The organism is Pseudomonas sp. S2_H01, assembly GCF_054668305.1.
Genome location: NZ_CP162756.1, coordinates 477,751 through 497,425 on the forward strand (window position 1 = coordinate 477,751; position 19,675 = coordinate 497,425).

Annotated in this window: 12 protein-coding genes and 1 pseudogene; 5 read left to right on the forward strand and 8 right to left on the reverse strand. The window is 51.0% G+C overall.

The features are described 5' to 3' along the window. Window positions 1-113 precede the first annotated feature (113 nt). The 4 genes from AB4N84_RS02200 (at window position 114) to AB4N84_RS02215 (ending at window position 4,896) form a co-directional block, all read left to right on the forward strand. Window positions 114-923, forward strand: coding sequence for a helix-turn-helix domain-containing protein (locus AB4N84_RS02200; RefSeq protein ID WP_460045079.1), 810 nt, complete (start codon window positions 114-116; stop codon window positions 921-923). A gap of 330 nt (window positions 924-1,253) precedes the next feature. Continuing rightward, entirely contained in the window at window positions 1,254-2,003 is a 750-nt protein-coding gene (locus tag AB4N84_RS02205; RefSeq protein ID WP_460045080.1) for an SDR family NAD(P)-dependent oxidoreductase, read from the forward strand. A 47-nt stretch (window positions 2,004-2,050) separates the two neighbouring features. Next, the gene (locus tag AB4N84_RS02210; RefSeq protein ID WP_460045082.1) at window positions 2,051-2,800 is read left to right on the forward strand and encodes an SDR family NAD(P)-dependent oxidoreductase; all 750 of its coding nucleotides are present in this window, start codon (window positions 2,051-2,053) and stop codon (window positions 2,798-2,800) included. Window positions 2,801-3,603: 803 nt separating this feature from the next. Further along, complete coding sequence (locus AB4N84_RS02215; protein ID WP_460045083.1) at window positions 3,604-4,896, forward strand: MFS transporter; 1,293 nt, start codon at window positions 3,604-3,606, stop codon at window positions 4,894-4,896. Between the two features lie 345 nt (window positions 4,897-5,241). Here the strand turns inward: AB4N84_RS02215 and AB4N84_RS02220 are convergent, their stop codons facing one another. Continuing rightward, window positions 5,242-5,736, reverse strand: a complete 495-nt coding sequence (locus AB4N84_RS02220) for a hypothetical protein (RefSeq protein ID WP_460045085.1) — start codon at window positions 5,734-5,736, stop codon at window positions 5,242-5,244. A 787-nt stretch (window positions 5,737-6,523) separates the two neighbouring features. Between AB4N84_RS02220 and AB4N84_RS02225 the strand changes: the two genes are divergently transcribed. Beyond that, window positions 6,524-11,593, forward strand: a complete 5,070-nt coding sequence (locus tag AB4N84_RS02225) for a hypothetical protein (protein WP_460045086.1) — start codon at window positions 6,524-6,526, stop codon at window positions 11,591-11,593. Window positions 11,594-11,831: 238 nt separating this feature from the next. On the opposite strand, the pseudogene AB4N84_RS02230 reads toward AB4N84_RS02225, so the two are convergent. The 7 genes and pseudogenes from AB4N84_RS02230 to AB4N84_RS02260 all read right to left on the reverse strand — a co-directional run. Beyond that, window positions 11,832-11,957: pseudogene (locus AB4N84_RS02230) on the reverse strand (LysR family transcriptional regulator); the annotation flags it as partial. 199 nt (window positions 11,958-12,156) lie between these two features. Continuing rightward, window positions 12,157-12,774 carry an MBL fold metallo-hydrolase gene (locus AB4N84_RS02235; protein WP_460045087.1) on the reverse strand — a complete coding sequence of 206 codons (618 nt, stop codon included), beginning with the start codon at window positions 12,772-12,774 and terminating at the stop codon, window positions 12,157-12,159. A 444-nt stretch (window positions 12,775-13,218) separates the two neighbouring features. Next, window positions 13,219-13,728 carry a hypothetical protein gene (locus AB4N84_RS02240; RefSeq protein WP_460045088.1) on the reverse strand — a complete coding sequence of 170 codons (510 nt, stop codon included), beginning with the start codon at window positions 13,726-13,728 and terminating at the stop codon, window positions 13,219-13,221. Next, a complete protein-coding gene (locus AB4N84_RS02245) occupies window positions 13,725-15,827 on the reverse strand; it encodes a hypothetical protein (protein WP_460045089.1) in 2,103 nt (700 codons plus the stop codon). Before AB4N84_RS02245 ends, AB4N84_RS02240 begins: the two co-directional genes overlap by 4 nt. A gap of 13 nt (window positions 15,828-15,840) precedes the next feature. Continuing rightward, window positions 15,841-17,856, reverse strand: a complete 2,016-nt coding sequence (locus AB4N84_RS02250) for a hypothetical protein (protein WP_460045090.1) — start codon at window positions 17,854-17,856, stop codon at window positions 15,841-15,843. Continuing rightward, a complete protein-coding gene (locus AB4N84_RS02255; RefSeq protein WP_460045091.1) occupies window positions 17,853-19,220 on the reverse strand; it encodes a hypothetical protein in 1,368 nt (455 codons plus the stop codon). The genes AB4N84_RS02250 and AB4N84_RS02255 overlap by 4 nt, the downstream gene beginning before the upstream one ends. Window positions 19,221-19,295: 75 nt before the next feature. Continuing rightward, window positions 19,296-19,601 carry a LysR family transcriptional regulator gene (locus AB4N84_RS02260; RefSeq protein WP_460045092.1) on the reverse strand — a complete coding sequence of 102 codons (306 nt, stop codon included), beginning with the start codon at window positions 19,599-19,601 and terminating at the stop codon, window positions 19,296-19,298. Between the last annotated feature and the right edge of the window lie 74 nt (window positions 19,602-19,675).

Genomic DNA, 19,675 nt, shown 5'->3' on the forward strand with positions numbered 1-19,675 from the left:
GGCAGCTGCCCTCCCCCTCCTCAAGGGAGCTAAACGGTATAAGAGCGGGACGATTCCGACTTTTCAACGGATTTGGAGAGCCGAAATGTCACTTGGCTTTTGGAGAAAATTTTATGTTGGCTTTAAATTTTGCAAGCCCTGTAGTGGCCCAAAACGGCGGTTACTTCATTTCCCGCGGGATTGGCCGCCATCCGCGCAGGATCATTGACTCCTACGAGTTGATCTACGTCGACAAGGGCAGCCGTGCATTGCGCGAGCAAAACGAGGAATTCGTGCTTAGTGAGGGCGAAACCCTCGTGCTGCAACCCGGGCAGTTGCATGAAGGGATCACTGATTATGACCCTACGCTGCGTTTTTATTGGTTGCATTTCGAGCTGGCACAACCTACCACACCGGGCAGCGAATCCTTTGTGGTTCGGCGCCGGACCGCAGTGACGGAGCCTGAACGATTCGTCGCTTTGCTGAGGCTTTTCCTCGGCGAACAAGAGGACGGGGCACCGCCTGAAACGTTAGGACTGCTGGTACTGCTAATGCTTCAAAAACTGTCACGTCACAAAGAGGAATCTGGCACCGCCGGGCGCGGCGTGGCCTTGGCCTACCGTGCCAAACAAGAGATTGGCATCGGCTTTGGGAATGAACTTAGCGCATCTTCGATCGCCGAACGGCTTCGCTGCAACGCAGACTACCTTGGACGAGTATTTCGACAGGCATTTGGTATCAATATTACAGAGGCGATTCACCGTCAGCGGGTTACTGCGGCGGAACGGATGCTCTTGAGAAACGACTCCACGATCGCTGTCATAGCGCAACTTTGCGGCTTCAAGGACAGCGCCTACATGCGGCGCATTTTCATTAGAAAAGTGGGGATGACCCCTGCTGCCTATCGACGGTTGTACTGCAAGGAGCATGTTAATGTTGAGTAATTTATTTGGATCCATGGCATATCTTCATTGAGGCTTTGAAATACGCACAGAGACGGTGGTCACCGCTAGAACTCCCGATCAGCCCCGCATCGTTTGAGTCACGATGACAGTATTTACAAAGACCTGGTTCCGCGCATGACCGCAGTTCGAACTGCCTGACGAGGTTGCCGAATACATGCAGGCCTGACCGAAACTGCCAAGTTGAATTCATGCTGATTTATTCCGTATGTCGATAGGTGTTATCGGGGCTCGAGCGATTATCCCCTGTCCGTGTCCCGGTTATCTTTGATTCAAGACCTACCAGTGTCTTCAGTCATTACGGGATTCAGCATGACCAAATTATTCACCGGCAAAGTTGCATTGGTAACTGGCGGGTCACGTGGCTTAGGCGCAGCGACAGCCAGGGCCCTCGCGGAACAAGGCGCAGACGTAGCCATCAGTTACGTGTTTTCCGAGGAGCAAGCGCTCAACGTCATCGAGTACGTGACCGCTCAGGGCGTCCGAGGCGAAGCCTTCCAAGCCGATCAGGCAGACGTCGACGCCGCGCAATCGCTCATCGATCGAGTCATCGCCAAGTTCGATCGTATTGACATCCTCATCAACAACGCCTCCATTGATCAGTTGGGTAGAGTTGACGATCCTGACCGCGACGCTAAAGCATTCGATCGCTTCTGGGCTGTTACGCTTTCAGGGTTTATGGCGACTGTGCGAGCAGCATCCAAAGTGCTCAGCGATCAGGGCCGAATTGTGATGATCGGATCAAACTTGGGCAACAGACCTGGCATGCCGGGAATTGCCGACCTAGCGGCACTGCGTGCAGCCATCGATGGGTATTCCAGGGGTGTTGCCCGAGACCTTGCAGAGCGCAACATCACGGTAAACGTTGTTCATGCCGGGTTCATGAAAACGGATCTGAATGCGCATTTGCGAGACGCTCTGTCGCCATTAGTCGAGCGCTTGTGCTTCCCACGATTTGGCCTACTGGAAGAGGTTGTTGCACCGATTCTCTTCCTTGCAAGCCCTGCCGCATCCTATATCACTGGCACGACCATCGATGCCGATGGTGGTTACAACATCTAGTCGCCGCAACATACGGATGGCTTTGCTAAATTACTGGAGAATGCAGCATGAAAAAATTGGAAGGGAAAATTGCACTCGTCACCGGTGGCAGTTCAGGCATTGGTTTCGCGACAGCACGCCTGTTGGTGGACGAAGGCGCGCACGTATTCATCACGGGTCGTCGTCAGGCTAATCTGGATGATGCAGTTAGCTTGATCGGTCGCAATGTGACAGGTGTCCAAGGCGACATGAGTAATATTGATGACGTAAATCGGTTGTTTAAACTCATCACTGAAGAGAAAGGCCGGCTCGACATGGTATTTGCCAATGCGGCCACTCAAGCCAGTGCGCCGTTGGGTGCGATCGACATCGAGCAGTACAATCGTGTTTTTGACGTAAACGTGCGCGGCACTTTGCTTACCGTACAAGGCGCTCTACCATTGTTGCCGGACGGCGCCTCCGTTCTGTTGATGGCATCTGTTGCAGGTTCAAAAGGCAACCCAGGCCGCAGCATCTACGGAGCCTCGAAGGCGGCAGTTCGATCATTTGCACGTTCGTGGGCGAACGACCTCAAGTCCCGAAACATCCGTGTTAATGCAATCAGCCCCGGTCCCACTGATACTCCTGCATTCGATTCACCGGGCGTATCCGCCGAGCAGACCGCTCAGATCAAGACCCGTATTGCCTCGACCATTCCCCTAGGTCGAATGGCCCGTTCTGATGAGATCGCCAAAGCAGCTGTTTTCCTTTTGTCCGACGACAGTAGCTTCACAACGGGCTCGGAAATGTTCGTGGATGGCGGCTTCACCCAGATCTAGGATGAGATCGACCAATACACATAATGCTGTCGCCATAAATTTACTTTAGAGAGTAGATGGCTTGGAGGCGCCGCTTCACCAGCGGTTGCTTTCCGGCTTTGGGATTTTCAGCGAGGGTCTAAGCGCCAATGGGATTCCGGCGATCGTGAACTGGCCCTTAGTGTCATTAAGCACTTCTTCTACAGCAAGATGACTTATATGCCTTAGGGCTATTTCATAGCTACGAGTCAATGGCAACCTAGTCTTAATTTACCTTAACGATTAATATTGTTACTTATTTGCATGACACTCTTAAAAATCGACTGATTTAATGCTAGACGTGTAAATGCGACATTGAACTCTACTTGACTTCGCGCAGTAAATACCAACGCTATCTGACAGCTCGCATGACTTTTTCTAGGCTGGAGCAGTAGCAATCTGTAAGAATTGAATGCATCAAAAACGAGAATCTTTGAACCTAGCCAAATCCCAGTTTTCGAGATAAGCCGATGCCCCCCCCCCACAAAGTATGTTACGACTATTTTTCAGGACAGATCGAGGCGAGGCCATTCCTTCGTCTGAACGAATATTTCGGCGGCTCTCGCAAAAGGTATGCAAGATCCAGAGCAGAATGCACGCGTTCAAAAATGATATTCGGCAACACTATTCTGACTATTAACGGGCTCGCTTTGAACATACTTTGAATATGCACATGTCAAGTTAGTGAGAATACCTGATGGCAAACGCAACGGAGCTGCAGATGGTTGGACAGGCCAGCTGACTGCTCTTTTCTAATCGCTACGCGGCAAAATTTAGAGGTATCTATGCTTTCAGAATGGCTCTCCAATCTACTCACGCGCCGAGGATCCCACTACGCCTGGGCGATGGTCGCCGTAACATTTATGGCTGCCTTGGTGAGCGCCGCAGCGGTAGGGGCGCCCGGCATTTTCATCGTACCAATGCAGATGGAATTTGGTTGGAACACGTCGGAAATCTCGTCAGCACTTTCAATTCGATTTGTCTTGTTTGGTCTGACGGCTCCGTTCGCCGCTGCACTGATGAGTAAACACGGGCCTCGCAAGGTCACAGTCGCAGCAATTATCTTAATCATGACAAGTCTCCTTGTATCGCTCAATATGACCGAGCTTTGGCAGTTGGTTGCATTATGGGGAGTGGGAGTTGGCGTAGGGGCCGGCATGACTGCCTTGGTACTGGGGGCAGTCGTATCGTCGCGTTGGTTCGACCAGCGCAGAGGTCTTGTGATCGGTGTATTAACCGCAAGTAACGCCACAGGCCAGCTTGTTTTCATGCCGCTGCTCGCAAGCATCACCGAACAATATGGCTGGCGTTGGGCGCTCGTTGTGCTCTCTTCGCTGCTCGCCCTGGCTGCGTTCGCTGTTCTAATGTTCATGCGCGACCGCCCGAGCGATCTAGGGCTGCGACCGTACGGCAATACGAGCATTGAACCAATCGTTGAACCGGACGCAAGCGGTAAGTCAGTGTTCACGGCGACTTTACATACGCTGCGCGATGCATCCAAAACGCGCGTGTTTTGGATTTTGTTCGCCACCTTTTTTATCTGTGGCGCGAGTACCGCTGGTTTGGTTCAAGTACATCTGATCCCGCTGTGCGGCGACTTCGGTATTAATCAGATTCAAGCTTCAGGTCTGCTTGCAGCGATGGGCGTTTTCGACCTGATCGGCACTGTTCTTTCAGGATGGCTCTCGGATCGTTACGACAGCCGGCATCTGCTGTTTTGGTACTACGCGCTGCGCGGTCTTTCGCTGATCGCACTACCGTATTCGGACTTCACGATCTTCGGGTTATCGGCCTTCGCGATGTTCTACGGGCTCGACTGGATCGCAACTGTCCCGCCTACAGTTCGACTGGCCGTCAATAAGTTCGGGCCAGAGCGTGCAGGCTTGGTGTTTGGGTGGGTATTCGCAGGCCACCAGATTGGTGCTGCGGTAGCTGCTTACGGAGCTGGGTGGTCCCGAGTAAATCTGTTTAGCTACCTGCCGGCGTTTTTTACGGCTGGTGTACTGTGCTTGCTTGCTGCGGGAATAATTATGACCATCAGGCAGAAGAAACCTGCATCTGAGTTTGCTACCCCTTAAGATTTGATAGCAAAGGGCGCCAGCTCAACGACTGCACTTTTCGTTGAGCTGGAAACCACCGTACCTCACTATCGATCTGCGTTGGAAGAGCCGAAAAGATCACGGTGTTCTATCACATGATTCTCGCGCCTTCGGATTTCTGACCCAAGCTGCTGTCGATCTCGATACACCCTGCTAAAAGTGCACAAATCTCGATCAATATAGCTAGCTGTAATGGCGAGCTTGATACCACTGACTGTCGCAGAACCTCAGACCTCAGAGGCTTTCGGGGCGACCACTATGAGTGGGTTGCTCCCCTTACCGACAGGCAGCAACCGGCCAGAAGTCGCACCAGTCACTACATTCTTAGCTACGGGCGACGTCATGCCGACTTCTCAGTCGTAATACAAATACGCCCCACACTATAAATATAACACCTACAACTACACCGCCAACAATGGCCGAGTGCTTTATATTAGATCGATCCAAAGATTTGGTTCTTTCTGGATCACGTATGAGTTTTTCGCCATCAACAAGTGAAACGAGCTTGTTCTTTCTGATTCCGCCATAAAATGACTGACGATACCAAAGAGCTATTACACGCCTACCGGTCAAAGCTTGAAGCTGCTCTTCGGAAAAGCATCGCGTCGTGCCACTGATACCCAGAGAGCAACTGAGAACAACAGCCCCCTGCTCATTGCCGATTGACAAGTACTCGTCTCGCCCACCTGTTTTGACGGAAAACGTCCCGACAGCCACCTCCAACGGTTCGGGCCACGTAGACGAAATCAGCTTGTCGACCACGATCAGGCACTCAATGGCAAATATCACAAAAATCATGATCAAATAACGTTTTCGCATCAAAGCCCTCCCTGGAAAATGATGAGCACGACGTGAATCCGACTGCTTCGCCAACCTCGCTTAACATTAGATGAATGTTTGACGGTCTGTTTGTTTTCACGATGCGCTGCAGGATTTTGCGGGGTGCGGACCCGCATTGAATTTCAATGCCTGGTAACGGAAGCAGCGCACGGGGAGATCGGTCGTATGCGTCCGCTTTGGGTCGATAGTCGCCTCAAGATTGCGTGTCAGTGTCGCGGACTGGCTTTAGCACTATCGATCCGCCGAGCAGCTCGATGCTCAAGGAATCACCCAACCCGACGTTCACTTCTGCAAGGAGATCCGGTGGGAGATCGATAATGACGTCTCCGCTGCCATCACCTGGATCTTGGCATTTTACGATTGTCCGCAAGGATTTACTCATTAGGGAAGGCCCTCCCGGGGTTGATGGGGTTAGCTTCCATGCTACGCCCGAATGGCTACTCCTGACAGCTATCGGCCGATTCTGTTGAAAAAGTCGGTTTTCTCAAACGGCCAGAAGACTGATCGGTGAAAGCTCCTTTTTCCCGTACTACTACGTGAAATCTGAGTCTGAATGCCTTTAAGGCGATTCGAGATTTCAATCTCACGCACTTTTCTGCCGTGGAAACCATATCCGACTTTTTCAACAGAATCGGCCAATAGCAGACATTGCTAAGGTCTGGCGCCAATACCTGCCGGGCGCACAGAGTAGACATTCCAGCAGTGACGGTTACAGAACCTTTATGCTTAATACAGATGTGCCGAGGAGCGGCGAGGATATTTCCGGATGAGCAAAGAAAAAAAATCGAAACGTGCACCCCTTCAAGGCACACAGCTAATTAGCACCATTGCTACTGGCGGCGGCGGTGGGGTATTTCAAGCGCGGGTTGGCGCCCTGTATCTCGCAAATATGCTAACAGGGGCGCCGAGTGCCTTTGGGCTGCACGGCGCCCGGGTAGAGTCACTTCGCTTTGAGGCACGCTACACAGGCGCTCACACCGACGATATCTATTGTCAGGTTAGTGACAGCGGGCAGTCCCGACTTCAGCTCATCCAGTGCAAGCGCGGCCTTAATGCTGCAGCTAGCGACGAAGACTTCATTGATGGTTTGCAGGGGGCTTGGCGCGACTATCTAGGAGTAGAGGGCAGCCCTTTTAATCGGGTGTGTGATGTTCTGATTCTTGCTACCGTGGCACCAGCGACACCCGCCAACCAAGCTGCCAAACGGCTCTGTGAGTTATCTCGATCTTCACTGAACTTGGCCGACTTCCTCCAAAAGCTCGATTCCAAGCTTTTTGACGCACAGCACAAGCGTACGTGGAGTGCCTTCAAGGAGGTTTCAAGGAACGCGCTGGCCGACAAATATTCCGACGAGCTTGTCTTCGACCTACTGCTACGGCTACGTGTCGACATACATGACCTCGGAACCGAGGGCTCGCAAGAGCTAAGTCTGGTTCAAGCCCTATTGGCTTCGAACCAGCCTGGAGATTCCGGCGAGCAGGTATGGAACGGGCTGTTTTCCTATGTCCTAGAACAAGGCATTAGGGTCGGTACTATTACACCTGAAACTTGGAAAACGACTGCGCAAGTTGGTATCCAAAAAGCTGTCAGCCGCCTCACTGGTCGAGGTGGCCTTGGCAGCATTGCCGAGCAATTCAGAGATCGGGCTAGACATCAGCTCTCGCTCATCTCAACGAAGCTTCCCAACGGCACACACATTCCCCGCGGCCAGTGCGTTGCCAAAGTGCTCTCGAGCTTCGATGAGCGACAGCTCGTCATAATCACAGGCGGCCCTGGTGCGGGTAAGTCAGCGGTCATCGCAGAACTTGCACCACTCCTTCTTGAGTCTGGCCCGCTGTTCTTCTTTCGAGCCGATGAGCTCAGCCAGCCAAGCCTAGCCGCAGTTCAGTCACTTAGTAGCATGCCGGATGCTGTGCTCAGCATGGAGAGTCTATTGCGCTGCGGCACACCAACTGTCGTCATCGACTCGCTGGAAAAGGCGCTCGAAGCCAGGAGCCCAGGTGCCCTTGAAGAGCTGCTGGCGCTTGTTCGCCAGCACAAAGGGGTGAGGTTGTGCGTGACGACACGCTCCTATGCTCTCAACGCTCTTTACTCCATTTTCCTCGCCGATTTCCCATACCAAGTTGTCGACGTCCCTTTACTGACAGATGCGGAGATATTTTCGGCAGTGACCGGAACGGTTCTCGAAGATATTACGGCTAGGGACGGTGGCGTACGAGAAGTTCTCCGAGCACCTTACTATCTGCGCCTTGCGTTCAACTACACTGCGACTGGGGCAACTCTTCCCCAGGCCGCTGGCAATGACTTGCGCTTGCGGCTGTGGACAGAACTGGTCGCTCCCAGTCGGGGATTGCTAGCAGGGATGGCTGAACGCCGTCGAATAGCATTTAACCAGGTCTGCTACGAGCGCACGGAGCGCTTTGCCCAGTTCGTAAAAGCACCAGGGGACGCTGAAGCAGTGGCTCTTCTCGTGCAAGACGGGGTGCTAACACAAGACGCCGCGCTCCGAGTGGCTCCCACTCATGATGTCTTGGAAGATTGGTCACTCTTCTTCCGGGTCGACCAGGAAGTACGCGGTGCCGAGAGGGCATGGGGTGTGCTTTTCGGCAAGCTTGGCTCACACGCGGGCATGCGCCGGGCGTTGCGTACTTGGACAGCGCAGCGCTCAGCTGAAGATGACCTAGATGCCTATGCGCTGCTCGAAGCCGCTCTCAAACTAAACTCGACCATTCCACAGCTTTGGCGAGACGAGGTGGCCATTGGATTACTACGCTCCGAACGTGTGGAAGACTTAATCGCAAAGCTGGATAACTGTATCTTCTTCAACAGCGCAAATCTCCTACAGCGCCTAAGCCACCTCCTTCGCGTTGCATGCAAAGGGCCAACCTCTATCGACTACTCCCACCTTGCAGAGGATCCTGCTAACAGAGAGTTCATGCTACGGATCGGTATGGCTGCCCCCGTTGGCAAAGCTTGGGATGTAGTAATCGGGTTAGTTGCAAAGGCGTTTCCCGACCTGCCGTCGGAAAACCACTCCTGGATTGTCCAGCTGGCAGAAGACGCCACTTCTCACGACGAGAACTGGCACAAGCCCACCCGGCGGACGGTTGACGTGTTCAATATGGCTGAACACTTCTGCTTGCGCGATGAAGAGGATTGGTACCGTGAGCAATCGATTAGCAAGCGCTTCTATGCGCTTTTGTGTCGCTGCCTAGGTGCAGACACTCGCCGGTTCACGACATTCACTGAGGCACTCTTGCAGCGCTTCCTGGCTGGCGCCGATATGCGCCACTCCTATGCTGAGGAACGTCTTCAGTTCCTGGTCAATGTCAAAAACTGCCGCGAGGTTAGCTTTTTTGTTCCCGACTTGGTGTGGAAGGTCTTCTGGAGCCTCTATACGAAGTCCGAACCGGAAGTTGAACGAGACTTCGGCATGATCGGGTGGGAGTCCGCAATGGGACTTAGTCAGTTAGCAGATCAGGAATTCTTTCCACCGTCGGCCTTACAGGGACCTTTCCGATCACTATTGCTCTACGCCTGGCCAAAGAGCGTGCGCTTCGTGGTTGATCTATGCAACCACGCAGCTAAGGCGTTTGCCACGATGCGCCCGAATGAAGTTTCAATTATTCCGCGGGAGCAAAGCCCCAATGATCGACCACACATCCATGACTATCGTCTATGGGCAACCTATCGCAGTCTTTCCGTCACCAGCTACCTCCTGAATGCGGCTTTGATGGCGCTGGAAGAACGCCTGCTTATAGAAGCCAAAGGGCAGCCCACGACTATCTCGAAGGTACTTGAGATTATCCTGGAGCTGGGAGAGTCGAGTTTCACTACAGGAATGGTGGCAGGGGTCTTGATGGCCCACCCTCAGCTCGTAACCGAGAAGATGCTTTCCATCTTCAAATGCCCGCAATTCTTCTCCGACGACATTGTTCGTAGAATACAAGAGGCAGGTGCGCTAGCCATCCACGGAGGCCACGATGGGCTGGAAGCTTCTAGGCAGCAGGAGCGCTTGGCAAGCAATCAGTTGCCACATAGACGGCGGTACCTGGAAGATCTAGTTCTTCAACTGCAGTTCAACCATCCAGACCTTCTTGAGACTATCCACAGGATTCTGGACAGCCACTCGAAAGCGCTGAATGGAGCGGAGGAGGTACCAGACGGCTGGCGTATGGCGCTGAAACGTATGGACATCCGTGGATTAAAACTCGGAGAATTCACTGGAGATGGTAAGGGAGTATCCCTGGAGATTGCCAACCTAGAACCCGAATTGCAGCAAGCCAGTGACAAAGCTCAGGCCGATATGCAGCGGATGAACCGCATTAGTGCCGTGAGTGCTTGGGCTGCAGCAATCACGGGAAGATTTTCCACAGCAGAGCCAGGAACGACAGAACGATTTTCGTTGCCGTCTGAGCCCTATGAAGAATTCCTTCGCCTCTGTAATGAGATCCAAGAAGAGGAAGTTAGTTTGCTCGCTGGCCTCGAAGATGAGCTTGCTTGCGCTCTGATATACAAGTGGCCCGTCGATACCTCACAGGCGCTACAGTGGGCCCGGGCTCTTGTCCTCGAACGCACTGCTGTTATCGAAGATAATGATGCATGGCTGCACCGAGACCACCTGAGGGGGGAAGCCCGGGCGCGAGCGGTTGTCTCAATTGCAGCAGTCGCCCCATCTCTACCCATGATGGTTGAAGCATTAGTCAACATCGTGACTGAGCCGATGTGGAAAATACGCCGGGCTGCAGCCAAAGCAATCTCAGACGAGCTGAGGCCGAAGCAGCCTACGCTAGCCGAAGTGCTAACTAACGGTCTCGCTCAGTATGCCGAGGCACTGGACCTAACTATCCAACATCCGCGTAGAAGGCCCCATGATTTCGTCAGTGAAGCCCGCGCAGCTACGGCTGATTCACTTAACACTGCACTGCAAAAGCTGGAGCCTGGCCAGCGTCCTTCACCGAAGAGTCTGGCGGCCCTCAAGGAGTGGGCAATAGCTCTTGATGCTGCGCGTGGCGAGATGCCCGAGACCTGGCGAGTACATACGCTCATGACGCTTACTAGGCTGATGGTGGAACATGAGAAAGGGCCAAGGGTTCAGCGGCATGACCCCGACTATATTGACTTCGAGGCGAGGTGGGAGTTTGGGGACTTGATCGCAGTCGAGCTCATGGCGCAGTCAAATGAGAGCTCACCCCTCTTTGATATGTTTGACCAGTGTATCGAGAGAGCACCTGAACTCAGCGAAAGGGTTCTGGAATCTGTACTTAGCGAGTGCATGAAGCAGGAGTTCGCAAACGCCGCAAGCTTATGGCGTGTATGGGATCGCGCGACTGCTAGGGTCTTCGGGGAAGACTCGCTCAGAACCGAGAGTCGGAGATTCTATAATCGATTCGACAAAATACTGAGGACGCTTTTACTGTGCTCAACGCCCTGGCCGAAGGCTTGGCATGACTTAGCGCTCTTCAGGTCCCGCCCACATTTCATCTCAAGCTGCTTAATTGCTGTAGGCGATAGCCGGAAAGGCTTAGAGCTCCTGTTACAACTGATAGCGGGTGTCGGTCGTAAATCCGCGATCCCTTCTGCACTCCCCCAACTGCGAGACGCCTTGGGCAGAGCTCCCGCCGACTTACTCGACGACGGAAACAGCTTGTGGCACGCGGAGACTATCTGCCGAATAGCAGTGCATGATCATCGAGAGATCCTGATTCGAGACATCAACCTGCGCAGGGCAACACTCGACATACTCGATCGGCTTGTTGACGCCGGATCGTCGCTCGGATTCCAGCTTCGGGACTACTTGGCGACTTCGCCTTCAACGGTTGGCACTCAAAGGTAAGCGTCCGGCGAACTAACCTTCCAAACCCCAGCAGGGCCTTTTTCGTGTCGGCGGAGTAGATCCGAGGCCGTTGCTTCATAAGAACACTCCTCTTGCTGGGTTACCTTTAGACCGCTGCGTCTACCGGTTGAATCCACAGCCAAAAGCAGACATTGATAAAGGTGTTGATCAACTGCTGGAGGTTGTCGGTCACCAATGAGAAAATCGCAACCAATACTGGATTTCACCGCAGAGTCGTTTAACTCTTGCAGCGGAGCGCATTGACTATCAGTGCAAAGGCTGGCAAGGACTGCCTGCGGCTCGGATAATATAGGTGATATCCGGGAAAAGTTGGCGACCAGTCTTCAAGAACACGGATTAACCGTCTACGCCGGTTGGCCGAACGCAATGTCGGCGGCAGACATCGCCAAAGGTATCTTCGAAAAGCGCTCCGAGTAAATAACGTCGCAATCTGGCGCTGTATGTCGAATGGCCGGACGTGATTCGGTCATTTCGCGCCAGCCAAGGGTTCGTCTAAATCCAGGGTAAAAACATGCAAACAACCAAATCCGAAGAGCGGCACATCATCGCTCCCCGGTGTGTGGCCAAGCGTCTGGATGGTGTTCAGACGTACCGTCTGCGAAAAGATCGACATCGCCATCGATCACCATCACCTTCTTCAGGTTTCGACCCTCGACATGAGTGCTGAAAAGGTCTGCCGCTATGAAGTGCTCGGAAGCTGTCTTGGTGTCCGCCAGCGCCTCGAGCTCCTTGCGTTGGATGATCAGCGTTGCATTAGGGAAGCCATTCACCTGACCGGCATGGTCGCTGTGTGCGTGGGAGACAGCGACGTACTTGATGTCATCGGGGGTCAGGCCAAGGTCGTGAAGCTGATCAACGATCGTTCGATTAAGCCCTGTGGTGAGCGATCCCTCGACCAATGGGCCAGGAAGATATTTCTTGGGTAGTCCGGCATCCCATAGCAACCAGTCGCCGCCGTGTTTTATCAGGTAGCAGGACACGACAATATCGTAAGACTGACCTTTATTGGGGCCGGAGTCCGACATCATCGATTTGTCGCCAAGTCTCATATAACCGCAGTCCAAGCGGTACATCTTGAGCTCAGGCGTTGCGGCGTACGACTGCCCAATGGCGGCCAGCGAGAACGCAACAGCAATAATTGACGACGGGTACCGGTTCATTAATCTTCTCCCGAGAAATTTCGGTGCAGAATCCGGCAATCCACGGCGCCCCACCAGTATCAATGCGCATAGCTCATCTAGACTTTTGTATAGGCTGATGCAGCGTTTTGTCCCGATGTAGCCGAAAACTCTGGTTTAAGGTTCGGCAGCTACTCGAGTGGGCCCCTCTAGGGCGAGGCGACCTTCGAGTACAGCGACGCTTGGCTCCACCAGAAAGAGTTCACTAGATTGATATCGACCGCAAGGAACAGCAGTGCCTCGTAGAGCATTGGGGCCCAGAGCAAGCAGCGGATTAACCGATAATGGGAGCGCATGGCAAACAGAGCCCTCACCAGTTGCCGGCTTGAGGCCAGGCGCGGTCGAGATCAGAAAGTTTGACGACAAAGCGGATCTCTCGCACACTGCCTTGCCCGGTTCGCTGGTCTAAGAGTGCAAGAATGAAATTTACTTATGTTTATCTGAAGGAAGGTAAAGAATATTAGCGCTAGTCAATAGCTTTTCAGCTGATCTTAGCCCATCAATGATCACTCGCATATCCGCCAACTTTGAAAGCAGCTTTTCATGTTCAGCCTCCAACGTTTGCAAATCTAGCTCCGTCTTGCGGTGACTGTTCTCAAGAGCATCATACTTAGCTTTCCAGGCATCTAAACGTTGTAGATACTTCCCTTTCGCAACTGATCGAGGCGGCAAGGTAGAGTTTTTTAAACCATCGAGCCAGAGGTCGACTTTACAGTTTAGTTCTTTCTGCGCCGCAGAAAACAATGTAGTTTTTCCGATACCTGCTCGCCTAGCAACCTCATTCTTGCTCAAAACTCCTCCATTGTTCGGATAAATGCCGTCATTATTTTTTAGCTCCTCAGAAATAACTGACATAATTGAGATTATTTTGCGCCAAATTTCGTCCGTACGCTTCAATCCACGGACCCTTGCAGCAGTCACATGTCTTTCAGTCATTCTGCCTCCAGCGCTTTGCGTAATTTCATCACATCAGGATGATCGCTCCAAACTTTATTAAAATCTTCAAAACGTGATATTTCATCTTCTAACTGCCCAACAATATTAGCAACAACTAACAGCTGCCCATTTTCCAACGCACGATTCCCTTCTGCGAGAAGCAAGGGTATAAGCTCCACAAGATCCCGCCTTGCGGTCTGGCTCTCAATTCGATTCACGCAATCAGACTTACATTCGCAGGGCTCAAAGTCCTTTGCCGGTCTCATACAGAGTACTCCCGGCCTAATTATTCTAAAATACTGTCCATTTAATGTAAGAGCTACAGCAAGCTCGTAAGCAGACGTTGCGCTCCATTTGTCATCATTTAATTTTAAATAGCCTTCCTTGTTTTTAATAGCATCTGAAATATAACGAACGCCTCCGCCGCCGTGCCCTCCATCCGGTGGTAAGCTGGAATTATGAAGCGAAGCATAAATATCCTCGACAACGTCTGTACAACGCATTATCCGCAACTCCCTAGATATCTGCTCAATATCAGTCTGCAACGCCTTGTCCGTGAGAATATAATGCAGCGTCATAGCAATATCACGATGACCAAAGAGCTGCATTAGTACCCGTGGACTCTCGACAATTGCAAGCGCAGCCAAGCGTGCAATCGTCTTACGAAATCTATGGGCGTGGATATTCTGACCATCCGGGGCAATCGGTAAATCAAGTCTCATTGCCAGCGTAACTAATGCATGATTTACTTCGACGAGCCTCCCTCCTGGGATTGCCCCCCCAGTCCCAAAAGACCACCAAAGATGCGTTCCTTTTTTTGTGGACGTATCCCCCAAGTTGATCCAGCTAACGTCTTCACAGGCTTCGATTAGCTGGACCTGCTGAGCTATAGCAACGCCCAGTATTTCGGGAGCGGGCCATTCCCGATCCTCCCCCGCAAGTAACGGGCTCAACTTATAAGTCTTCCCATTCACATGGGACTGACCATCACAATTTTGTTCGACACAATCCTTGGTCAGCATTAACACTTCTTGAAGCCTGCCCGCCAAAGATAAAAGCGCGATCCATAGGTGAGCACTTTGCAGAGTAGTGAGTAGCCCATAAACTTGCTGCCACGTCCGCGGAGGCCACTCATAATCTGCCACATCTTTCTCAAGAAACGGGTGATGATTGCTTCCAGTTCTCAGCTTAAATGGAGGACTCCGGATTATTTCTCCGTCACGATCCAACCACGGAGTTTGGGAAAAATATCGCGCTATCCTACGTTGAAATTCTCCCCGAGGGGATTTCAAACCACCAATTACGCTTGGCAAGCTTTTTGCTAAATCTATCAAATTAGGACCAAGATCCAAAATAGTCCAAAGTACTCTGGGACCAAACTCGGCAAGGTAACTGTCCGAAAACGGCAAAAAAGGGCATACCTGCGGTTCAGCACTAACTGGCAACGGATCTCCCGTTGGATCCGTTATAGAGCCTAGTTTGAGAACATGGCAGCTGTCACTCCAGAGCCCCAGAGCAACTAGACGATCTACGCGGTTCATCTCACCACGCGTTGCCCTCGTAGACTTTAGGAAATGTATATCAACATCTGTTAAATATGAAAGTAAATTTCCCGAAGTCGATGATCCTGCATCCGCTAATTTTCTACAGACCGCGAACCCGATAATCTTCGGAATTATGTTGGTTAAAATCCCCGCAATTGAGGTGACATCCAAAGAAAAGCTACTATTTCGCCTGACCATTGAGCTTGGCCCGAACCTAAGCAGCAACGCATATCTGCTTATCCAAATTTCGGCTTCATCGAGAACATCGCCCACCCTCGGATCATCTAGGGCTTGAGCGGAGACAAAACTGATAATCCGATGGCGATAGACTATCCTGCGTAAATTTGCTTTCAGCTGCTGCCCCGTAATTTCCTCAGGGGTCTCCCAAACTCCAAACACGCTACCATGCCCTGCCACATGCTGGCAGGCAATAATTGAACCCCTGCTGAAATTCTGAAAATCCGAAAGTTCCCAATCTTGGGACGAAGACGCATCATTATACTGTTCAGCAGAGGCCGACTTAGATGCAAAAATAAAAGCATTACCTTTTGGCATTACGAAGCCCTGTTTAACCTAACAATCCAGGCACCCGATGCGTACCGTTCAAAATCGCATTTGCCCAGTATTTTCGCCTTCTAGAAACTTCTTCTTCTGGAAATACAGAAAGTGCGACCAAGCAATTATCAAGCTCTTCCGAAAAACTAGAGACAAGCCAGTCTTGAACTGAAATTCTCGCCTGGATAGCTATAACTTCTTCCGCTCGCATTGCAATACCTGAGAGAGACTCAGGTAAAATTATTGCATTCTTTGCACATAACAAACACCGTTGCGTACTACAGCGACGCGCTGCGCCCGATGTAGGAGGTTGAATATACCGGGGTGGATTAAATGGGTCTAGACAGGCTACATCTAGTCGACTTTTCTCAAGCGCTCGGTATCTCACAAGCCTGCTTTCTAACTCTTCAGGCAAACTGCCGTAACGGTGCAAGTGCGCCAAAATCGTAATATCCAGTCTGCCCTTATCCAATTCTACAAATAGATTATTTAAAAAACTTCTAAGCTGATCGTCACGCTCGTTGTTCAAAATATTATTATCGAGATAACCTTGAGTCGTTTTTAGCTGAAAATGGTTTAAGACTCTCATTACCGCGAGAATATTTCCACCACTCTGGCGCCATACATACAGAGCAAAAATATCTCGAAAATCTGACGCGGTTACAAGCTCAATTGGGGAATCACCACTACGTGCACGTCGATCATTTATTCTAGATATTAAAACGTGCAAGTATGGCACTTGTTTTCCATCCAAGTAATGAAACCGAGTACGGCCTTCTGTAAGCCATCCAATTTCCCCGTTCCTATTCACAAAGAGCCAAACACTTCGGCAGCCAAATTCTAATGTTTTTATCACATTGTGCTGCTTAACAAGATCTTGGTCTGATGCGTTGTTCTCTTTCAGCTCCTTCAGCTTATCTTGCGCAACCAACAGCTCAGACTCTAAAATCCCACGAAGAGGTTTAACCTTTTCTAGATAATCTCTAATGATTGGTCCAGGCCCCCATGATGTTTTCCAAAGCCCTGTTACTACTTGTTCCTTCCCCTGCGCTCTAGCCTTTTTTCCAGTTAGAATATAACGGGTGGTATCATACATATTGGTCTGTAAAAAAGGGGCTTTATCGCTAACACTCAAGCTATACAGTACCGCCGGATTCCACCCTGTGCCTGACAAACACATATGAAACGCAGTGTTTGCATCCCACGTGGTGGGAAATGCGACAGACCTCATCGTGAGAAGATTGAGGCCCAGCATAGTGGAAAAGTGCTTGCTTTCAATTTGGTTACGAAGCTGGTTTGATGTAGGCAACATACAGTTGCACTCTTCTTGCTTATGATGAAAATAAAGCCAATTCCGCAGCAACTCCTCCTCTTCACCAGACTGAGGCATGAAATTTACTGACCGGATACGCTCGTGTAGCAGCCACTTTTTCTTAACTGCTTCCCATGCTTGTTTCATACCAACTCGCAGTATGGATACCTGACTTTCTGTTGGCAGATACCGATAACGTCTGGCAGGAGCAGCAATATTCGACACCAGAGAGGGTTTACCCAGCTGTGCAAGTACTGCATTTACTAAACCAAGGAACCTTGTATATAAGTCGACCCGAATCCCAATCTGCTTTGCATATTCGCAATGAAATCGGGTGATGTCGCACACTTCGTCAACCTTATGAAAACTTTCGGCGCCGTTCAATAACGTGTCAAATGAATCAAACAATTTCCACCATGCACGCAGCATCGTCAGCCTCAAACGCACTGCTCCGCTGCTAAGGCCAGTCATAGATGTGTTAATCTCGGGAGCGATCTGACGAATCAACTTTGGCCTTCCCGTAAAAGCCCCAAACTCCGGCATTACACCATGGCCGTCAGAAAACTCTTGAAGATCAACGTAGACAATCTTGTCCACCCCTTTCGCCCAAAATTGGAGCGGATTTTCTGAGTTCGGAATGGCTAATAGCTCTGAAGCGCCTGCTCCTTTAACATTCGGATTTGATGCATGATCTTTGTCATAATAACGGAGACTCATTGCCAGTCCCCCTTCACTTCTAGACTATTTGACCACGACTCGTATAAATTCAAATTAAAACCTAAGCGATCGACTACCCACTGGAGATAAACTACAGTAGTCTCTATAGACCGATGCCTAAGCTGGGGTTGTATTTCCAACTGAATTATTGAAGTCACATTAAGTTGCAGGGCTTTTACTATGACAACATCAATACTACCTTGCCTTGCAATATCAATTAGTTCTATCTGCCTTTGCATTCTTTCCCAAAGCAAAGTGCATGCCCAGTAATCCCTAGCCTTATGGGGGGACCATCCTTTCGGCCTGTCGACATACCGCCAAAAATCGTAAATATTATCGCCGGTATACCGTACACCAGTTATGGGATTCAAAAACAAATGGACAGACTTAGACAAAATGCTCTTTTGAGCATTGAGCGTGCGTCCTTTTGCTACTGCAAGCGCGAGGGCTTTTGGCCGGAGAAACTGGCGATAAGCATGTAGTTTCAGCGCGACAGACAACGGTACACGTATTGTGCCCCTTGGCCCTATTTTATCACCATTATCGCGCCCATATTCAATACCTTTAGTTCCAAATCGTAGATCAACCAGTACGGCCTGATGCTCCTCTGGGGCACTGGGATTAGCTATTTTCCAGTCAGAGACCTCTAATGGCAGTGTATCGAGTCTCCAACAGGCAGCCTCTTCCCGCCTGATAGCAGTCTCTAAAATCAGCTCGGCGATAAGCCCATCGACCTCCCCCCTGACCGGCCGCTCATAGATTTTTGTGAGCCAATGATAAAGCTCCGTCTTGTCGGGAAACCCAAGCCGCCGTTTACTCTCCCGTAATTTCCCTTTCCTAACAACAACTTTTTTTACACTATCAGCGCACGAACGAAAGTCTGTCTGGCAGTAGCTTTTTATCGACTCAGGAATAAGCAAAGGCTCTCGATAGCCCTTATCAGCAGCCCAACTTAAAAACTCAATTGCTGTTCTTACACGCGTATTGATTGTTCTTTCCGAAAGAGCTCTACCATCCCGAGACCAACTTCCAATCAACATTTCCGACTGATATTTCCCTATGAGGTCTTGGGAATATTCAATCGCCAAATATTCTAAGCCTCTTATTTCACACCACTCGAGAAAATTGCAAAGCCGTTCAGCATAATTTTTAAGACTTTTCGCGGACGGTGGATACACGCTAGGTATCGCGCCATGAGTTTTCGGCTCCCATAATCCCAATCCACGATCAATAAGGAATCGACTTCCGAGCCGGTGGTAACCAGGCCTGCTGTCGAAGATGCAAGGCAGCATCGCAACCTTGCCGTACCCGGCGAGCGACAAGTACTCGCTGTCGGTATAAATGGTCTGGTGGCCGAAGGTCATGATGAGCTCCTTCACGGATGCTTGTACGCTAGCTGACTTATGGGTTATCGCAACTCCCGTATAGTGGTTTCGGCATCAACGGCTAAGCATGTTCAGCCAGACGTTGTTGTTATGACGGTCGCGCAGCGCATGACTGGCATTGATGATCTGCAGGAGCGATGGCTGAATCTGCGACCAGTACGCCTGACCGTCGGGCGTCGGTTGAATCTGTCGAATCTGTCGCGTGAACAAAGCCACGCCCAGCCATTGCTCCAGATTTCGGATCTGCTGCCCCACCGCGCCGGGCGTCACGCTCAGCTCATCGGCCGCTAGAGAAAAACTGTTCAATCGCATCGCGGCATCAAAACAGAGCAAGGCTTTAAGCGGCGGAGACGTTTTCATGATGTCGTTTTTCTACTTCATGTCGTAGAGATGATGATTTGTAACGGATCACATCGCCGCGCACAATCGCTATC